Annotated in this window: 12 protein-coding genes; 9 read left to right on the forward strand and 3 right to left on the reverse strand. The window is 67.8% G+C overall.

The genetic code is table 11. From position 1 onward, the window contains the following. The first annotated feature begins 85 nt into the window (after positions 1-85). Positions 86-958, forward strand: a complete 873-nt coding sequence (locus tag EIP75_RS09805) for an acyl-CoA thioesterase (RefSeq protein ID WP_125243074.1) — start codon at positions 86-88, stop codon at positions 956-958. A 37-nt stretch (positions 959-995) separates the two neighbouring features. Here EIP75_RS09805 and EIP75_RS09810 read toward each other — a convergent pair whose 3' ends face one another. Beyond that, the gene (locus EIP75_RS09810; protein WP_125243075.1) at positions 996-1697 is read right to left on the reverse strand and encodes a pirin family protein; all 702 of its coding nucleotides are present in this window, start codon (positions 1695-1697) and stop codon (positions 996-998) included. 112 nt (positions 1698-1809) lie between these two features. On the opposite strand from EIP75_RS09810, the gene EIP75_RS09815 reads away from it, so the two are divergent. The 6 genes from EIP75_RS09815 (at position 1810) to EIP75_RS09840 (ending at position 7529) form a co-directional block, all read left to right on the forward strand. Beyond that, positions 1810-2730 carry a LysR family transcriptional regulator gene (locus EIP75_RS09815; RefSeq protein ID WP_125243076.1) on the forward strand — a complete coding sequence of 307 codons (921 nt, stop codon included), beginning with the start codon at positions 1810-1812 and terminating at the stop codon, positions 2728-2730. 112 nt (positions 2731-2842) lie between these two features. Continuing rightward, the gene (locus tag EIP75_RS09820) at positions 2843-4201 is read left to right on the forward strand and encodes a putative DNA modification/repair radical SAM protein (RefSeq protein WP_125243077.1); all 1359 of its coding nucleotides are present in this window, start codon (positions 2843-2845) and stop codon (positions 4199-4201) included. Then, positions 4195-5673, forward strand: coding sequence for a UdgX family uracil-DNA binding protein (locus tag EIP75_RS09825; RefSeq protein ID WP_125243078.1), 1479 nt, complete (start codon positions 4195-4197; stop codon positions 5671-5673). Before EIP75_RS09820 ends, EIP75_RS09825 begins: the two co-directional genes overlap by 7 nt. A gap of 2 nt (positions 5674-5675) precedes the next feature. Continuing rightward, the gene (locus EIP75_RS09830) at positions 5676-6143 is read left to right on the forward strand and encodes a type II toxin-antitoxin system Phd/YefM family antitoxin (protein ID WP_125243079.1); all 468 of its coding nucleotides are present in this window, start codon (positions 5676-5678) and stop codon (positions 6141-6143) included. Next, entirely contained in the window at positions 6140-6691 is a 552-nt protein-coding gene (locus tag EIP75_RS09835) for a DUF6036 family nucleotidyltransferase (protein WP_125243080.1), read from the forward strand. The genes EIP75_RS09830 and EIP75_RS09835 overlap by 4 nt, the downstream gene beginning before the upstream one ends. Before the next feature lie 91 nt (positions 6692-6782). Further along, a complete protein-coding gene (locus tag EIP75_RS09840) occupies positions 6783-7529 on the forward strand; it encodes an MliC family protein (protein ID WP_158622794.1) in 747 nt (248 codons plus the stop codon). Positions 7530-7548: 19 nt separating this feature from the next. Here EIP75_RS09840 and EIP75_RS09845 read toward each other — a convergent pair whose 3' ends face one another. Continuing rightward, positions 7549-11904: a response regulator gene (locus EIP75_RS09845; RefSeq protein WP_125243082.1), complete on the reverse strand. Its 4356-nt coding sequence runs from the start codon at positions 11902-11904 to the stop codon at positions 7549-7551. Positions 11905-12128: 224 nt separating this feature from the next. Here EIP75_RS09845 and EIP75_RS09850 point away from each other — a divergent pair, with 224 nt between their 5' ends. Both EIP75_RS09850 and EIP75_RS09855 read left to right on the forward strand, forming a co-directional pair. Continuing rightward, complete coding sequence (locus EIP75_RS09850; RefSeq protein WP_158622795.1) at positions 12129-13550, forward strand: serine hydrolase domain-containing protein; 1422 nt, start codon at positions 12129-12131, stop codon at positions 13548-13550. Between the two features lie 32 nt (positions 13551-13582). After that, entirely contained in the window at positions 13583-13825 is a 243-nt protein-coding gene (locus EIP75_RS09855) for a DUF1289 domain-containing protein (protein ID WP_199758544.1), read from the forward strand. 24 nt (positions 13826-13849) lie between these two features. On the opposite strand, the gene paoC is transcribed toward EIP75_RS09855, so the two are convergent. Further along, complete coding sequence (paoC, locus tag EIP75_RS09860) at positions 13850-16048, reverse strand: aldehyde oxidoreductase molybdenum-binding subunit PaoC (RefSeq protein WP_125243084.1); 2199 nt, start codon at positions 16046-16048, stop codon at positions 13850-13852. Between the last annotated feature and the right edge of the window lie 2 nt (positions 16049-16050).

Genomic DNA, 16050 nt, shown 5'->3' on the forward strand with positions numbered 1-16050 from the left:
CAGCGGACACGCGATCCGCCAGGGCCGGGTGGTGTCCTCCGAGGCCCGCATGTTAGATTTCCTGGATAGGCGGAGCGGAGACGACATGAACGATGTGATGCAAGAGGTGCTGGAGTTGCTCGATCTCGAGATCATCGAGAAAGGCATCTTCCGCGGCACGAGCCGGAACTTCTTCGGCAAGAACGTGTTCGGAGGACAGGTGCTGGGCCAGGCGCTGATGGCGGCCGGCCGCACGGTGGAAGGCCGCCTGCCGCATTCATTGCACGGCTATTTCCTGCGCGCGGGCGACGTCAAGGCGCCGATCGTCTACCAGGTCGAGACCATCCGGGACGGCAAGAGTTTCTGCACGCGCAACGTCAAGGGCATCCAGCATGGCGAGAACATCTTCCTGATGTCAGCGTCGTTCGCGGTGCATGAAGAAGGACTGGACCATCAGGTGGCGATGCCCGACGTGCCAGGCCCGGATGAGCTGCCCAGCGAGCACCAGTTGCGCCAGATGATCGCGCCCATGATCCCTGAGAAGGTACGCGCGGTGTTCGAGCGCGAACGCCCCGTCGAGATCAGGCCCATCGACCCGGTCAACCCCTTCGCGCCCGTCAAGAAGGAAGCCCGCCGCTGCCAGTGGATGAAGTCGCAGACCCCTCTGCCCGATGACCCGCTCCTGCACATGTGCATCCTGGCCTTTGCCTCCGATTTCGGGCTGATGAGCACGGCCATGCTGCCGCACGGGGTGTCCGTCTTCCAGAGCAATGTGCAGGCCGCCAGCCTGGACCACGCCATGTGGTTCCACCGCGACCTCCGCATCGACGAATGGCTGCTCTACGACATGGATGCACCCAACGCGTCGGCCTCACGCGGCATGAACTTCGGACGGGTGTTCACGCAGGACGGCACGCTGGTGGCCACGGTCGCGCAGGAAGGCTTGATGCGCCTGCACGAGGTGCCCGAGAGATACTGAGACAGGCGCCCGTTGCGCCGGACGCCCTCTCGCTCCCTCAAGGCGCTGAGTCCACCAGCACCAGTTCCGCATCCGACAGGGCCGTGACGCGGATGGTGTCCACGTCGGCAATGGCCGCGCCATCACGGGCGTTCAGGCGCACCCCATCGACCTCGACCTCGCCGGCGGCCGGCACCAGGTAGCCACGACGGCCCTTGCCGATCGTGTACTCGGCCGTCTCGCCCGCCTTGAGCGTGGCACCCAGCACCCGCGCATCGGTGCGGATGGGCAGGGCATCCTCGTCACCCGGCAGGCCGCTGGCCAGCGCCACGAACTGGCCGGAGCGATCGCCCTTGGGGAAGGGCTTGGCACCCCATGAGGGCGCAGCACGCTCACCGTCCGGGATGATCCAGATCTGGAAGATCTTGGTCACGCCCTGCTCCAGGTTGTACTCGGAGTGGCGCACGCCGGTGCCTGCGCTCATCACCTGCACATCCCCGGCTTCGGTGCGGCCCCGGTTGCCCAGGCTGTCCTGGTGGGTGATGGCGCCCTCCCGCACATACGTGATGATCTCCATGTCCGAGTGGCCATGCGTCGGGAACCCAGTGCCGGGGGCGATGGTGTCGTCGTTCCACACCCGCAGCGCGCCCCAGCCCATGCGGCTGGGATCTCGGTACTCGGCGAACGAGAAGTGGTGCTTGGCGTCGAGCCAGCCATGGTGGGCACCGCCAAGGCTGTCGAAGGGGCGACGTTCGATCATGATGCTTATCTCCGGTTCGTTGGCGCCTGGTGTGGCGCGATGTGTTCACTGTAGAGATTTGCGATTCATAAGAGAATAGAAAACATGGAAAACAATTCATTCCAAAAATGACATGAGCAAGTTGCCAGACCTGGAAGCCTGGGCCATCTTCGCCAAGGTGGCCGAGACCGGCTCGTTCGCCAAGGCCTCGGCCGAGCTGGCCCTGTCGCAGCCCACGGTGTCCAAGGCCATCACGCGGCTGGAGCAGCGGCTCAAGACCACCTTGTTCCACCGCACCTCGCGCAAGATGTCGCTCACGGCCAGCGGCCAGGCCGCGCTGGAGCGCGCCACCCGCATCCTGGCCGAGGGCGAAGCGGTCGAGGCCGAGGTGACCGAGCAATCCAAGAGCCTGCGCGGCGCCATCCGCATCGCCGCCCCCATGTCCTTCGGCGTGACGCACCTGGGACCTGCCCTGCCGGAGTTCATGCGCCGGCACCCCGAGGTGACGCTGGACCTGCACTTCAGCGACGAGATGATCGATGTGGTGGCCGACGGCTACGACCTGGCCCTGCGCATCTCTTCGTTGCCCGACTCCAGCCTGCTGGCGCGGCGCCTGTGCGCGGTGCGCCTGCTGCTGGTGGGCGCGCCCTCGTATTTCGAGCAGCACGGCCACCCGGTACACCCGAAGGATCTGGCAGGGCACCGAGCCTTGCGCTATGCCCATGAACGCACGGGCGGCGCCTGGCGCTTCAAGCACCGCAAGAAGGGCGAGTTCTCTCAGGTGGTGCCTTCCAGCCTGGTGGTGAACAACGCCGAGGCGCTGGTGCCGGCGCTCAATGCAGGCCTGGGCCTGGCCGTGCAGCCCGAGTTCCTGGCCTGGAATGACCTGCGCGCCGGCCGTGTCGTGACCACGATGGAAGAGTGGCAGATCCCGCCGATCGCACTGCACATCGTCATGCCGCCAGGGCGCGCCAAGCCAGCCCGCGTGCAGGCGCTGATCGACTACCTGGCCGCGCATTTTGCGCAGGCACCGTGGGCAGGAGAGCGCCGCTGAGCCAATGAAGCCCTCCCACAGTTTGGCGAAGTAACAAGGTTGCAACCCTGTAGCGGGGCCTGGGCCGGATGGGTATACTGTACATAAATACAGTATTCATCGCTCCACCCCCATGCAGCTCCAACGCAAGATCGCCATCCTGGCCGACGCCGCCAAGTACGACGCCTCGTGCGCGTCGTCGGGCGCTGGCGGACGTGACTCGAGCGATGGCGTCGGGCTTGGGTCCACCGAGGGCATGGGCATCTGCCACAGCTATGCCCCCGATGGCCGCTGCATCTCGCTGCTCAAGCTGCTGCTCACCAACTGGTGCATCTACGACTGCCTGTACTGCGTCAACCGCGAATCCAGCAACACGCCCCGCGCGCGCCTGTCGGTCGACGAGGTCGTGGCCACCACGCTCGATTTCTACAAGCGCAACCTGATCGAGGGCCTGTTCCTGAGCTCGGGCATCATCCGCAATCCCGACTACACGATGGAGCAGGTGATCGAGGTGGCGCGCCGCCTGCGGCAGGAGCACCACTTCCGCGGCTACATCCACCTCAAGACCATCCCGGATGCCAGCGCTGACCTGGTCGCGCGCGCGGGCCTGTTCGCCGACCGGCTCAGCATCAACATCGAGCTGCCCACGGTGCAGTCGCTGCATGCGCTGGCGCCAGAGAAGGATGCCACCGGCATCAAGCGCTCGATGGCGCGCATCCGTCTGGCATTGGACGACCACCAAGAGGCGAAGCAGCAAGCCTCGCAGGTCCGCGCCGCGCCGGGGCGTGCTGCCAAAGTGCCATCGCCCGCGCCGTTCGCGCCGGCGGGCCAGAGCACGCAGATGATCGTGGGCGCCGATGCCTCGAGTGACCGCGACATCCTGTCCACCAGCGTCAGCCTGTACCGCAACTACGCGCTGCGCCGTGTGTACTACTCGGCCTTCAGCCCCATCCCGCACGCCAGCGCGCACCTGCCCGCGCAGGCCGCACCTTTGATGCGCGAGCACCGCCTGTACCAGGCCGACTGGCTGATGCGCTTCTACGGTTTCGACGAGCAGGAGCTGGTCACCTCGCAGCAGGGCATGCTCTCGCTCGACATGGACCCGAAGCTGGCCTGGGCCCTCGCCCACCCGGAGCAGTTCCCCGTGGACCTCAACCGCGCGCCGCGTGAAATGCTGCTGCGTGTGCCGGGGCTGGGCGTCACCTCCGTCGACCGCTTGCTGGCCGCGCGCCGCGTGCGCCAGCTGCGCCGTGCGGATGTGGAACGCCTGCGCACGGCATCGCGCCGCGTGCTGGCCTTCGTGCACCTGCCCGACCATCGGCCTGCACAAGATGCGCAGGCACTGGCTGCAGGTCTGCGGCGGCCTGCATCGGCCCACAGCGCACCGGCACCGACACCGGTTCAACCCTCGCTGTTCGATGACGCCCCCCCGGTGGCCTCGACACCGGGCACGACGCCCTTGCCCACCCTGCTGCAGGCCGCCACATGGTGAGGATCCAGCTCGACCGTCCCGATGACGTCGCAGGCGCCCTGCGTGCGCTGGGGCAGCTCGTGCACGCCAGTGTGGCGCCGCAAGACGTGCTCTGGCAGGTGAGCGATCCCGCCACACAGGATGACCTGTTCGCTGCCAGCGAACCAGGCCTGCATTGGCCCGGTGGGCATGCCCCTGCCGCCCCATGGCCTGATGGATTCGAAGCGCTGACCGAAGCGGCCCTGCTGCACGACGACACCAATCGCTTCATGCTGCTGCACCGCCTGGCCGCCAAGCTGCGCAACGATCGGCGCGCCTGGCAAGACACGCTGGACACCGACCGCATCCAGCTGGAACGCCTGGCACGCCAGGTGCGCCGCGAGATCCACAAGATGCACGCCTTTGTCCGCTTCAAGCCCGTGGCCGATGACCACGGCGAGCAGCACGTGGCCTGGTTCGAGCCTGCCCACCACATCGTGCGAGCGGCCGCGCCCTTCTTCGCGCGGCGCTTCGCGGCCATGCGCTGGGCCATCCTGACACCGCGCACCTGCGTGGCCTGGGATGGGCAGGCCCTGCAGTTCGCGCCAGGCGCTACGCGCGCCGCGGCGCCCGCCCTGGCGCTCGACGATGGCGATGCCCTGTGGCTGACCTACTACCGCAGCATCTTCAACCCTGCCCGGGTCAAGGTGGCCGCCATGCAAAGGGAGATGCCGGTGCGCTACTGGAAGAACCTGCCTGAAGCCTCCGCCATCACCGGGCTGCTGGCCGAGGCACCTCGGCGAGCCGCCCTGATGGTGGCAGAGGCCGAGCAGCGCATGGCACCCAGCCCGCAGGCTGTGCTGGCTTCACGACCGGTGCGCAACGCCCCACCACCTGTCAACGCCCGGACCACCCTGGACACCTGCCAGGCGCTGGCCACACGGTGTTCGCAATGCGCCCATGCCGCCCACGCCACGCAGACCGTGTGGGGCGAAGGCCCCATCGGCGCGCCCTTGATGCTGGTGGGCGAGCAGCCCGGTGACCGCGAAGACCTCGAGGGCCGTCCCTTCGTCGGCCCGGCGGGCCAGTTGCTGCGCGCAGCCCTGGACGAGCTGCACTGGCCCGCAGAGCAGCTCTACCTCACCAACGCCGTCAAGCACTTCAAGTACGAATGGCGCGGGAAGCGCCGGCTTCACAAGACCCCAGGTCAGCGCGAAGCCATGGCCTGCCAGCAATGGCTGGAAGCCGAGGTCCGAGCCGTACAGCCCAAGGCCATCGTCGCCCTGGGGGCCACAGCCGCGCGCAGCCTGCTCGGCCCCGACCTGGCCGTGTCCGACCATGAAGGCCTATGGCTGCACCGCGCTGATGGCTTGCCAGTGCTCGTGGTACGGCACCCCGCCGCCATCCTGCGAACCGATCCGGCCATGCAAGCCGCGCTGCGCCAGCGCTGGGTGGAACACCTGCGGCTGGCCAGCAAGGTGTTGCAGCCGTCGCTGGCCACGCAGGAGGCCTGAGCATGCGCCAGTTCACTTCCACCGAGGCCAAGCAGCACTTTGGCGAACTGCTCAAGGCAGCTGAGCACGGCCCCGTCGCTGTAGAGCGGCACCGCAAGGTACAGGCCATCGTGCTCACGCCCGCTCACTTCGCCGCGATGCAATCCCAGCCAGACCGCCAGGCCGAACGCCGCGTGGCACGCCTGCAGCAGGCCATGGCCGAGCATGAGCGGCTGATCCGCCACCAGCGCATCGCCATCGACCTGCTCACGCTGCCGCGCCCCGACCGTGAACAGCTCATCACCAAGGCCCGCGCCACCGTGGCGTTCTGGCAGGCCGACAACCTGTGCAGCAGCGACTACGTTCAGCGCTGGTCTGACATCCTGGCCCAGCCGCCACGCCACATCGCCCGGCTCATCGTGGATGACCTGGATGGCTGGGGCCCGGCCTTGCGCAGCAACTCCCCCTGGATTGGAGACCACGCCCCATGAAACTCAAGACCATGCTGGATCTGCTGGCCGAAGCCAGCGCCTTGTCCGGCCAGCCGGATTTCGTCGTCGTCGGCAGCCTGTCCATCCTCGCGCTCGAAGAGAGCTTCCAGGTGCCGCATGAAATGACCATGTCCAACGATGTGGCCTGCTACACCCGGGCCGATCCGGAACGCATCTTCGATGTGCTGGACGAACTGGGAGAGCACTCTCCGCGCCACCGGGCCACGGGCTGCTTCATCGACCCGGTGTCGCCCGCCCTGCCCAGCCTGCCCGAGGGATGGGAGGCACGGATGACCCCGGTGGCGCGCCCGGGCGTGAAAGCCTGGTGCCTGGATCCGAACGATGCGGCGCTGTCCAAGTACGCCCGAGGTGAGCCTCGTGATCGGCGGTGGATCCGGGCAGGCCTGCGCGCCAGTGTGGTGTCGCTGCCCATCGTGCGCTCGCGCCTGCACAGCGTCGACTTCTTCGACCAGCAGGAGGCTGACAAGGCGCATCAGCTGATCGCAGAAGACGAGACATGGTTCCAGCGCGGGAAGCCACCGCACTGACCATCATCGGATGGCGGGCGGGGGTGCATGGCAGGTTTTCAGTGATCGAACTATGCTTGCCGCCATCGAGACATCGCCCCCGGAGACGCGAATGACCATGCCGATACTGCGCCTGGCCCACTTCACCACCTGCCTGAGCCTGGCCATGGTGTGCTGCCCCTCGCTGGCGCAGACGGGCGGGGCGGTCGGGGCGGGGCCAATAGCGCCTTACCCCTCTCGCACACCGGGCCCCACCGTAGCCCCCTCCTCGCCTGCCTCGACGGGAGCGGCGTCCGCGTCCGTGCCTCGCACGGGCATCTGTGCCCAGGCGCGTCCGGGCAACATCCCGGACCTCATCTGCCAGGACGAAGGCCTGCGTGCCTTGGACAAGTCCATGGACGGCTTTTATGCCCTGGCCCGCCAGAAGGTCGGCTCTGAGCAAGCGCCCTTGCTGGCGGCCGAGCAAAGTGGCTGGCGCAAGGGCCGCGACGACTGCTGGAAGGCCACCGATCGTCTCGACTGCGTGGTGGCCAGCTACAAGCACCGCATCATCGAACTGCAGGCCCGCTACCGACTGGTCGACAGCATCGGCCCGGTCACCTATGTGTGCGACGACACCCCACCGAGCAAGGTGGTGGTCGATTACTTCAAGACCGAGCCGCCCTCCTTGATCGCCCGCCAGGGCGAGAGCAGCTCACTGATGCTGTCTGCACCCAGCGCCAGCGGCGCGCGCTACACCGGGCCCAACGAAAGCCTGTGGGAGCACCAGGGCGAGGCCCTCATCCGCTGGGGCTTCGGGGCACCTGAGCGCAAATGCATCAAGCAAGCCTCGACCGCCGCGTCGCAGGCGGCCCCTTGAACCCATTCGCCACGCTCGGTCACAGCCCGAAGGCCGCCAATGCCCGCCGCAACTCCTCCTCGCCATAGGGCTTCGGGATGAAGCCCGTGGCGTGGTTCTTCAGATCGCTCAGCCCGTGGTCAGTGCCGGACGCGAACAGCACGGGCAGGCCAGGCTGCCTGCTGCGCACCAGGGCCGCCAGTTCGCGGCCTGACATGCCCGGCAGGTTCACATCGGTCACCAGCACGTCGATCTCGGTGGTGGCGAGCAGGCCCAGCGCCTGCTCGCCATCGGCGGCAACGTGCACCACATAGCCCAGGTAGGTCAGCATCTCCTCGCTGGTGAAGCGGATTAGCTCGTCGTCTTCGACCAGCAGCACGCGGAGCTGACCGCCCGCGCCGTGGCGCGCCTGGGCGCGCTCGGCACCGTTGGCCTGTGCATCCGGTGCATGGGCTTGGGCAGGCGGTGGAGAAACAGTCGGCACAGCCGCTTCCTGCGCAGGCACCCGGGTGCCCAGCACATGCCGGATCTTGCGCGCCAGCGCCTCGCGCGTGTAGGGCTTGCTCAGCAGCTCGATGCCTTCATCGAGCCGCCCGCCATGCACGATGGCGTTGTCGGTGTAGCCCGAGGTGAAGAGCACGGCGATGTTGGGCAGGCGCTGGCGGGCCTTGCGCGCCAGTTCGGGGCTGCGCAACTGGCCAGGCATCACCACGTCGGTGAAGAGCACATCGATCGGCATGCCGCTTTCGATGATGACCAGGCCGCTGTCGGCGTCCTTGGCCTTGAGCACTCGGTAGCCCAGCTCAGACAGCATCTCCACCACGGTGGCGCGCACGTTCTCGTCGTCCTCGACCACCAGCACCGTTTCCGTGCCTGAGATCACCGCACCGCTGTCCACGTCAGACAGCACGTCTTCCTGACCCCGGCTGCGCGGCAGGTACAGGCGCACGGTGGTGCCATGGTCGGGTTCGCTGTACAGCTTGATGTGGCCGCCGGACTGCTTGACGAAGCCATACACCATGCTCAGCCCCAGGCCGGTGCCTTCGCCCTCGCGCTTGGTGGTGAAGAAGGGCTCGAACACGCGCTCGAGCTGTTCGGCCGGGATGCCGCACCCGGTGTCGGACACGGCCACCATCACGTACTGGCCCGGCGTGATGTTGTCGTGGCGTTCGGCGTAACCGTCGTCCAGGAAGGAGTTTCCCGCCTCGATGGTCAGCCTGCCATGGCGCTGCATGGCATCGCGTGCGTTGATGGCCAGGTTCAGCAGCGCGTTCTCCATCTGGCCTGCGTCGATGTGGGTGTTCCACAGTCCGCCACCGATGATCGTTTCGACCTCGATGCCCTCTCCCAGGGCGCGGCGCAGCATGTCGTCCATGTTGCGGATGAGCCGCCCCAGGTTCACCACCTTGGGCGCCAGAGGCTGGCGCCGTCCGAAGGCCAGCAACTGCGACGCCAGCTTGGCACCGCGGCCCACGGCACCCAGGGCGTTCTTGACACGCTCTTCAGCACGTCCATGGCCGGACAGATCACGGCCCAGCAACTGCAGGTTGCCGCCGATCACCTGCAGCAGGTTGTTGAAATCATGGGCCACGCCGCCTGTGAGCCGTCCCACGGCCTCGAGCTTTTGCGCGTGGCGCAACTGGGCCTCGGCCTCGTCGCGCGAGGCGAGGGCTTCCGCCACGCGCTGCTCCAGCTCCTCGTTGAGCACGCGGCGGGCTTCTTCAGCCGCTTTGCGCTCGGTGATGTCGATGACCGATCCGACGTAGCCCAGGAAAGCGCCGTCGGGGCTGAGCCACGGGGCCGCCGCGTCGATGGCCCAGCGGTAGCTGCCATCGTGCCGACGCAGCCGGTATTCCAGCGAGAAGGCCGAACGGGTGGCATTGGCCTCGACGAAGCTGCGCTCGGCGCCCGGTCGGTCTTCCGGGTGCGTTGCATCGAGCCATCCCGTGCCCAGGCCGGTTTCGGGCGTCTGCCCGGTGAACTCGTACCAGGACCGGCTCAAGTAGGTGCACTGCCCGTCGATGTCGGTGGTCCACACCATCACCGGGGCGTGGTCGGCCATCGCCCTGAAACGCTCCTCGCTCTCGCGCAGGGCCTCGGTGACCTGCCCACGGATCCGCGCAATGGCCAGGGCGCCATCCACCCGGGCCAGCAGCTCGCGCGACGAGAAGGGCTTGACCAGGTAGTCGTCGGCGCCCCGCGCCAGGCCTTCGATGCGAGCCTCCTCTCCAGCCCGGGCCGACAGGGCGATCACGGGCAGGTCGCGCAAGCCGTCTTCGTCGCGCACACAGCGGATCAGGCCGAAGCCATCCAGGCGCGGCATCATCACGTCGGTCAGCAGCAGATCCGGACGGCGCTGGCGCATGGATTCGAGTGCTTCGAGCCCGTCGGCCACGACCACGCAGTCGTGCTCGGTCCCCAGAAGGCGCTGCACATAGGCACGCATGTCGGCGTTGTCGTCCGCGACCAGGATGTAGGCGCGTGGCTTGCCGGTGGGCGCGGCCGCGCTGCCGCCGGTCTGCAGATCCACCGACACCGGTGCCGGGGCCAGGGCGGGTTCATGCGATAGCCAGCTCAAGGCCTCTTCCACGTAGCTCACGCCCCGCGCGGACTGCGGGATCGCCCCGTCAGGATCCGTCGCGGACCGTACCTGGGCAGCGGGCAGGTGCGCCGTACCGAAGGGCAGGCTGACAGTGAAGGTGGTGCCGCGCCCTTCCTCGCTGGCCAGCGAGATCGTCCCCCCATGCAGGCGCACCAGCTCCTGCACCAGCGCCAGCCCGATGCCGGAGCCTTCAAAGCTGCGGCCACGCGCACCGTCGATGCGATGGAAGCGCTCGAACATGCGCGGCAGTTCGTGGGCAGGGATGCCGATGCCAGTGTCGCGGACCAGCAGTTGCACCGAGTGGCCGTCCGGTCGCAGCGTGACCTCGATCCCGCCCTCGAAGGTGAACTTGAAGGCGTTGGACACCAGGTTCAGGACGATCATCTCCCACATGTCCGGGTCCACGTACACCGGTTGCGCCAGTGGGTGGCAATTGACGGCCAGACGCAAGCCCGCCTTTTCGGTGGCGGAGCGGAAGTTGCTGGCCAGCTCGGCCGTCATGCGCGCCAGGTCCACCGGTATGAAGCCTGCCTGCATGCGCCCCGCCTCGATGCGAGAGAAATCCAGCAGCGAGTTGACCAGTTTGAGCAGACGCGTGCCATTGCGGTACACCAGACGCAGCCGGTCGGCCTCAGGTGCGGGCAGCGCACCGTCAGTGAGCGCGTCTTCCAGGGGCCCCAGCATCAGCGTCAAGGGCGTGCGGAACTCGTGGCTCACGTTCGAGAAAAAGGCCGTCTTGGCGCGGTCGATCTGCGCCAGCGCCTCCATGCGCTGGCGCGAGGCCTCATGCGAGCGCGCGTTGGCAATGCCGGCCGCGATCTGGCTGGCCAGCAGATCCAGGAAGGCCTGGTAGTCGGTGTCGAAAGGTCGGTAGGGGTTCAGGCCGGCCACGAAAAAGCCGGCTGGTCGCTGCTCGCCCTGTGTCTTGATCGGTGTGATGCAGACCTGGGTGGGCGGTCGGTCCCAGGCGCCACGCGGTACCTCGCCAATGTCCCCGGCCCGCAGGGGCACCATGGTGGCGGAGCCGCCAGCCAGCAAGGCGTCGATGGGCCAGCCCAGGGCATTGCCGGCATCCAGGGAAGACAGGACCACAGTGCGTGCCGGCTCCACGCCCGTGGCGCTGGCCAGATGGGCCCTGCCGTGCTCGTCGAACAGGTAGGTCAGCGTGAACGGCAGGTCCTTCGGGTTGGCGCCCAGATTGCGCACCAGGGCCTGCATCACTTCGGACTCCTGGCTGATGGCGTTGAGATCGGCCGTCAGCTCGCGCAGCGTGTCCATGCGGCGCTGGCCGATCACACGGCGGGTCTCCTCAGTCACCACGCAGAACATGCCCGCGCAGGCCCCGGCATCGTCTGCCAGCGAGCTGTAGGAGAAGGTGTGGTAGGTCTCTTCGGGGGCGCCGCTGCGTTCGAGGAACAGCAGCAGATCCTCGTTCCAGCTGGCCACGCCGGTGTCCATGACCTGGTCGATCAGCGGCCCGATGGCGGGCCAGATCTCGGCCCACACCCGGGAGGCAGGCGCACCCAGGGCCCATGCCTGCTTCACACCCAAGGTCGGGCTGTAGGCGTCGTTGCAGAAGAAGGTCAGCTGCGGCCCCCAGGCCATCCACATGGCATAGCGCGAGGTGAGCATGATGCGCACCACCGTCTTGAGGCTCTGGGGCCACGTGGCGGGCTCGCCCAGTGGCGAGCTGCCCCAGTCGAAGTCACGCATGCGGGCAGCCATGACGCTGTCCCCCACGAAAAATCCGAGCGGGTCGGGCTGTGCCGAAGAATCCAGTGCTGTGCGGTCCATGGCTGCCTGCTGCTGTTCGCTGAAGAGCCCGCCGTCCAGGGCGGGCCCACGGGGACGTGGGGCGTCTGAACGTCATTCTAGAGGGATGAATCGACCAGCCTGAACACGTCCGCAACCCCCGTCCGGCGGTGGAGGGTAAGTGCCCATGCCCTCCCAGGGAGCACTGGGTACATTGCATGCGGCGCGGCACACGCTTCGCGCCCCGACAGCACGGAGAACCCCGCATGAACACCCCGCTCCCCCGCCCCGCTTCCTTGCGGCTGCTCGCCCTGGCCTGCGCGCTCGGCGCATGGTTCTGCTCAGCCCGCGCCGACCTGATCGACGACCTGCCGGCCGGCACCGGCTACGCGGCCTGGGAGCTGTGCACCCGCACGCAGCAAAGCGGCGACAACTACCTGCGCGTGCGCTGGTCCTACACCGTGCCCAAGGTGCAGCCCCTGCCCTATGTGTGGGACGTGGATTACTACCCGGGCCTGAAGGTGGACGTGCGCAGCTTCGTGCCCTTCATCACCAACAAGCGCAGCGCCATCTACCGCAAGGGCCTGGGCTGCACGCTGATCCCGCCAGGCGCCACGGAAGCCGCCGTGCGCGCCCAGCCCTTCAAGGCCGTGAGCCTGGGCACGCCGTCAGGTCAGGCCTGGCCCGTGGGCGAGGGCCCTGTTCAGAGTTACCTCAACAGCCCGGCGCTGGCGCAGCTGCTGGCCCGCCATGGCGACCGCATCTTCACCGACACGGCCACCAAGGCGGGCGAAAAGCAGAATCCGCTGGCGTTTCTGGTAGCGCGCGACGGGCGCCTGGTCTACGAGCGCTATGCCAAAGGCTATGACCGCAACCAACCTCAGTTGGGCTGGTCCATGACCAAGTCGCTCACGGGGCTGATCGCCGGCCTGATGGCCACCGACGGCCGGCTGAGCCTGGACGCGCCCGTGGGCCTGCCGCAGTGGTCGGCCGGGGCCAAGGCCGGCATCACCTGGCGGCAGCTGCTGAACATGTCCCCCGGGCTGGCCTGGAGCGAAGGCTACGCCGGCGCCAGCGATGCCACGCAGATGCTGTTCTCGCAGCCCGACCAGGGCGCCTGGGCCGCGGAGCGCACACTCACCTCCCCCCCCGGCACGGTGTTCACGTATTCCACGGGCTTCCCCAACATCGCCATGCTGCGCATGAAGCAGTTGCTGGGCGGCACGCACCAGGCCCTGCACGACTACTACCAGCAGCGCCTGTTCACCCCGCTGGGCATCCGCAACGGCATCGTCGAGCCCGACGCCACCGGCACGCCCGTTGGTGGCGCGCGAGGCGTGCTGCGCCCCGTGGACTGGCTGCGCCTGGGCCAGCTGGTGGCGCAAGGCGGCCACTGGAACGGCCAGACGCTCATCGCGCCCGAGGTGATGCAGTTCCTCGTGGCCGCCTCGCCGGCCTCGGCCGAATACGGCGGCTACATCTGGCGCCAGCCCGCCACCGAGATCCCTGAAGCGCTGCGCGCGCGCCTGCCCGCCGACCTGGTCTGGTTTGCAGGCCACATGGGGCAGTTCACGGTGATCGTGCCGAGCAGGAACCTGGTGGTGCTGCGCATGGGCGTGTCCTTCGAGAAAGACGACGCTCGCCGGCGGGTGTTCGAGGCTGTGGCGGATCTGGTGGAGCAGCCCTGAGACAATAAGGCACCTCCCCCCTTGCCTTCAACATGACGATCCTGCTGACCGACAGCCCCTGCATTTCCCAGTGCAAACTCGATGAGAACGACCTTTGCATGGGCTGTGGCCGATCACGGCAGGAGATCAAGGGCTGGAAGACCATGGCGGATGAGCAGCGCCATGACATCAACATGCGCCTGCTGGCCAGGGGTCGCAAGAAAGTGCGCAAGTTGCTGATCAAACGGCTCAGGCAACTCACGCGCGAGAAGAAGGCCGCCAGGACGGCGGCCTGATCTCGTGGCCCTCGCCTGCTGTGTTCAGGCCACCGCGGGGAGATGCGGCAACAGCTTGTCCAGCGTGATCGGATAGTTGCGCACACGCACGCCGGTGGCGTTGTAGATGGCATTGGCCACCGCCGCGCCCACCCCGCAGATGCCCAGCTCGCCCACGCCCTTGGCCTTCATGGGTGACGAGATGGGATCGGTCTCGTCCAGGAAGATCACCTCCTGGTGCGGGATGTCGGCATGCACCGGCACCTCGTAGCCGGCCAAATCATGGTTGACGAAGAAGCCCCGACGCTTGTCGACCACCAGCTCTTCCATCAGCGCCGCGCCCACGCCCATGGTCATCGCACCGATCACCTGGCTGCGCGCCGACTTGGGGTTGAGGATGCGGCCCGCCGCGCACACGGCCAGCATGCGCCGCACGCGGATCTCGCCGGTGAAGGCATCCACCCCCACCTCGACGAAGTGAGCACCGAAAGTGGACTGCTGGAATTTCTTGTCGAGGTCACCATACTCCATGGTGTCTTCGGCCGAGAGGCCCTGCTCGCCGGCGGCCTCGGCCAGCTTGAAGCGCCGGTCACCCGAGCGAACCTCGCCATCGGTGAACACGGCATCCTTGGCATCCAGGCCCACTTTGCGCGCCACGGCCTCGCGCAGCTTGACGCAAGCCGCGTACACGCCCGCGGTGGAGCTGTTGGCGCCCCACTGCCCGCCCGAGCCGGCCGACACCGGTGAGCGTGAATCACCCAGCCGCACAACCACCTTCTCGATGGGCACGCCCATCATCTCCGCCGCGGTCTGCGCGATGATCGTGTAGCTGCCGGTGCCGATGTCCGTCATGTCGGTCTCGACCGTGACCAGGCCCTGCTTGTCCAGGCGCACACGGGCGGCCGACTTCATCACCAGGTTGTTGCGGAAGGCCGCGGCCACGCCCAGGCCCACCAGCCAGCGGCCTTCGCGCCGCTGACCGGGCTTGGCCAGGCGCTGTGCCCAGCCGAAGCGTTCGGCACCCTGGCGCAGGCATTCCACCAGCCGCCGCTGCGAGAACGGCCTGGCCGGCTTCTCCGGATCGACCTGCGTGTCATTGAGCACACGGAAATCGATCGGGTCCATGCCGAGTTGCTCGGCCACCTCGTCGACGGCGATCTCCAGCGCCATCATGCCGGGGGCCTCACCCGGGGCCCGCATGGCGTTGCCCTCGGGCAGGTCCAGCACGGCCAGGCGCATGGCCGTCATGCGGTTGGGGCCGGCATAGAGAAGGCGCGTCTGATTCACGGCAGTCTCGGGCTTGCCCTCGGGCAGGTCGCCCGACCAGCTCTCATGGCCGATGGCCGTGATCTTGCCGCCCTGCGTGGTGCCGATGCGCACCCGCTGGATGGTGGCGGGCCGGTGCGTGGTGTTGTTGAACATCAAGGGCCGCTGCAGCGCCACTTTCACGGGCCGCCCGGCTGCGCGCGCACCCAGCGCGGCCAGCACCGCATCGGCGCGCAGGAAAAGCTTGCCTCCGAAGCCCCCGCCGATGAAGGGCGAGATCAGGCGAACTTTCTCTTTCGGGATGCCCAATGTCTTGGCCATGTCCGACGCCCCCCAGTCGATCATCTGATTGGACGTCCACACGGTGAGCCTGTCGCCCTCCCAGGCCGCGATCGACGCATGCGGCTCCATCATCGCGTGGGCATGGTCCGGTGTCGAATAGGTGCCGTCGAAGCGCACGGGCGCGGCGGCGAAGGCGCCGTTGAAATCACCCGCCGAGCTGTCGGCGTCCTCGCCCTTGGGCTGGGTGGCCAGGCCCTTGGCCTCGGCCAGGTCGAACATCCCCTTGGTGGCGACATAGTCGATGCGCACGAGCTGCGCGGCCGCCCGGGCCTGCTCGAAGGTCTCGGCCACCACCAGCGCCACGGCCTGGTGGTAGTGCTGGATCTCCGGCCCGCCGAGCAGCCTGGCGGTGTTCATCTTGCCCTTGCCCAGTCGGCCGGCGTTGCGGGCCGTGACGATGGTGATCACGCCGGGGGCAGCCTTCGCTGCGGCCAGGTCCATCGAGGCGATGCGGCCCTTGGCGATGCTGGCACCCACCACATGGCCATAAGCCTGGCGGGCCACGACGTCGTGCCGCTCATAGGCATAGGGCGCCTTGCCCGTGGTCTTGAGCGGCCCATCGATGCGGTCCAGCGGGTGGCCGACCACCTTGAGCTGGTCGATGGGGTTGGTGGTGGCTGGGGTGTCGAACTTCATGG

Source organism: Aquabacterium soli, assembly GCF_003933735.1.
Lineage (GTDB): Bacteria > Pseudomonadota > Gammaproteobacteria > Burkholderiales > Burkholderiaceae_C > Aquabacterium > Aquabacterium soli.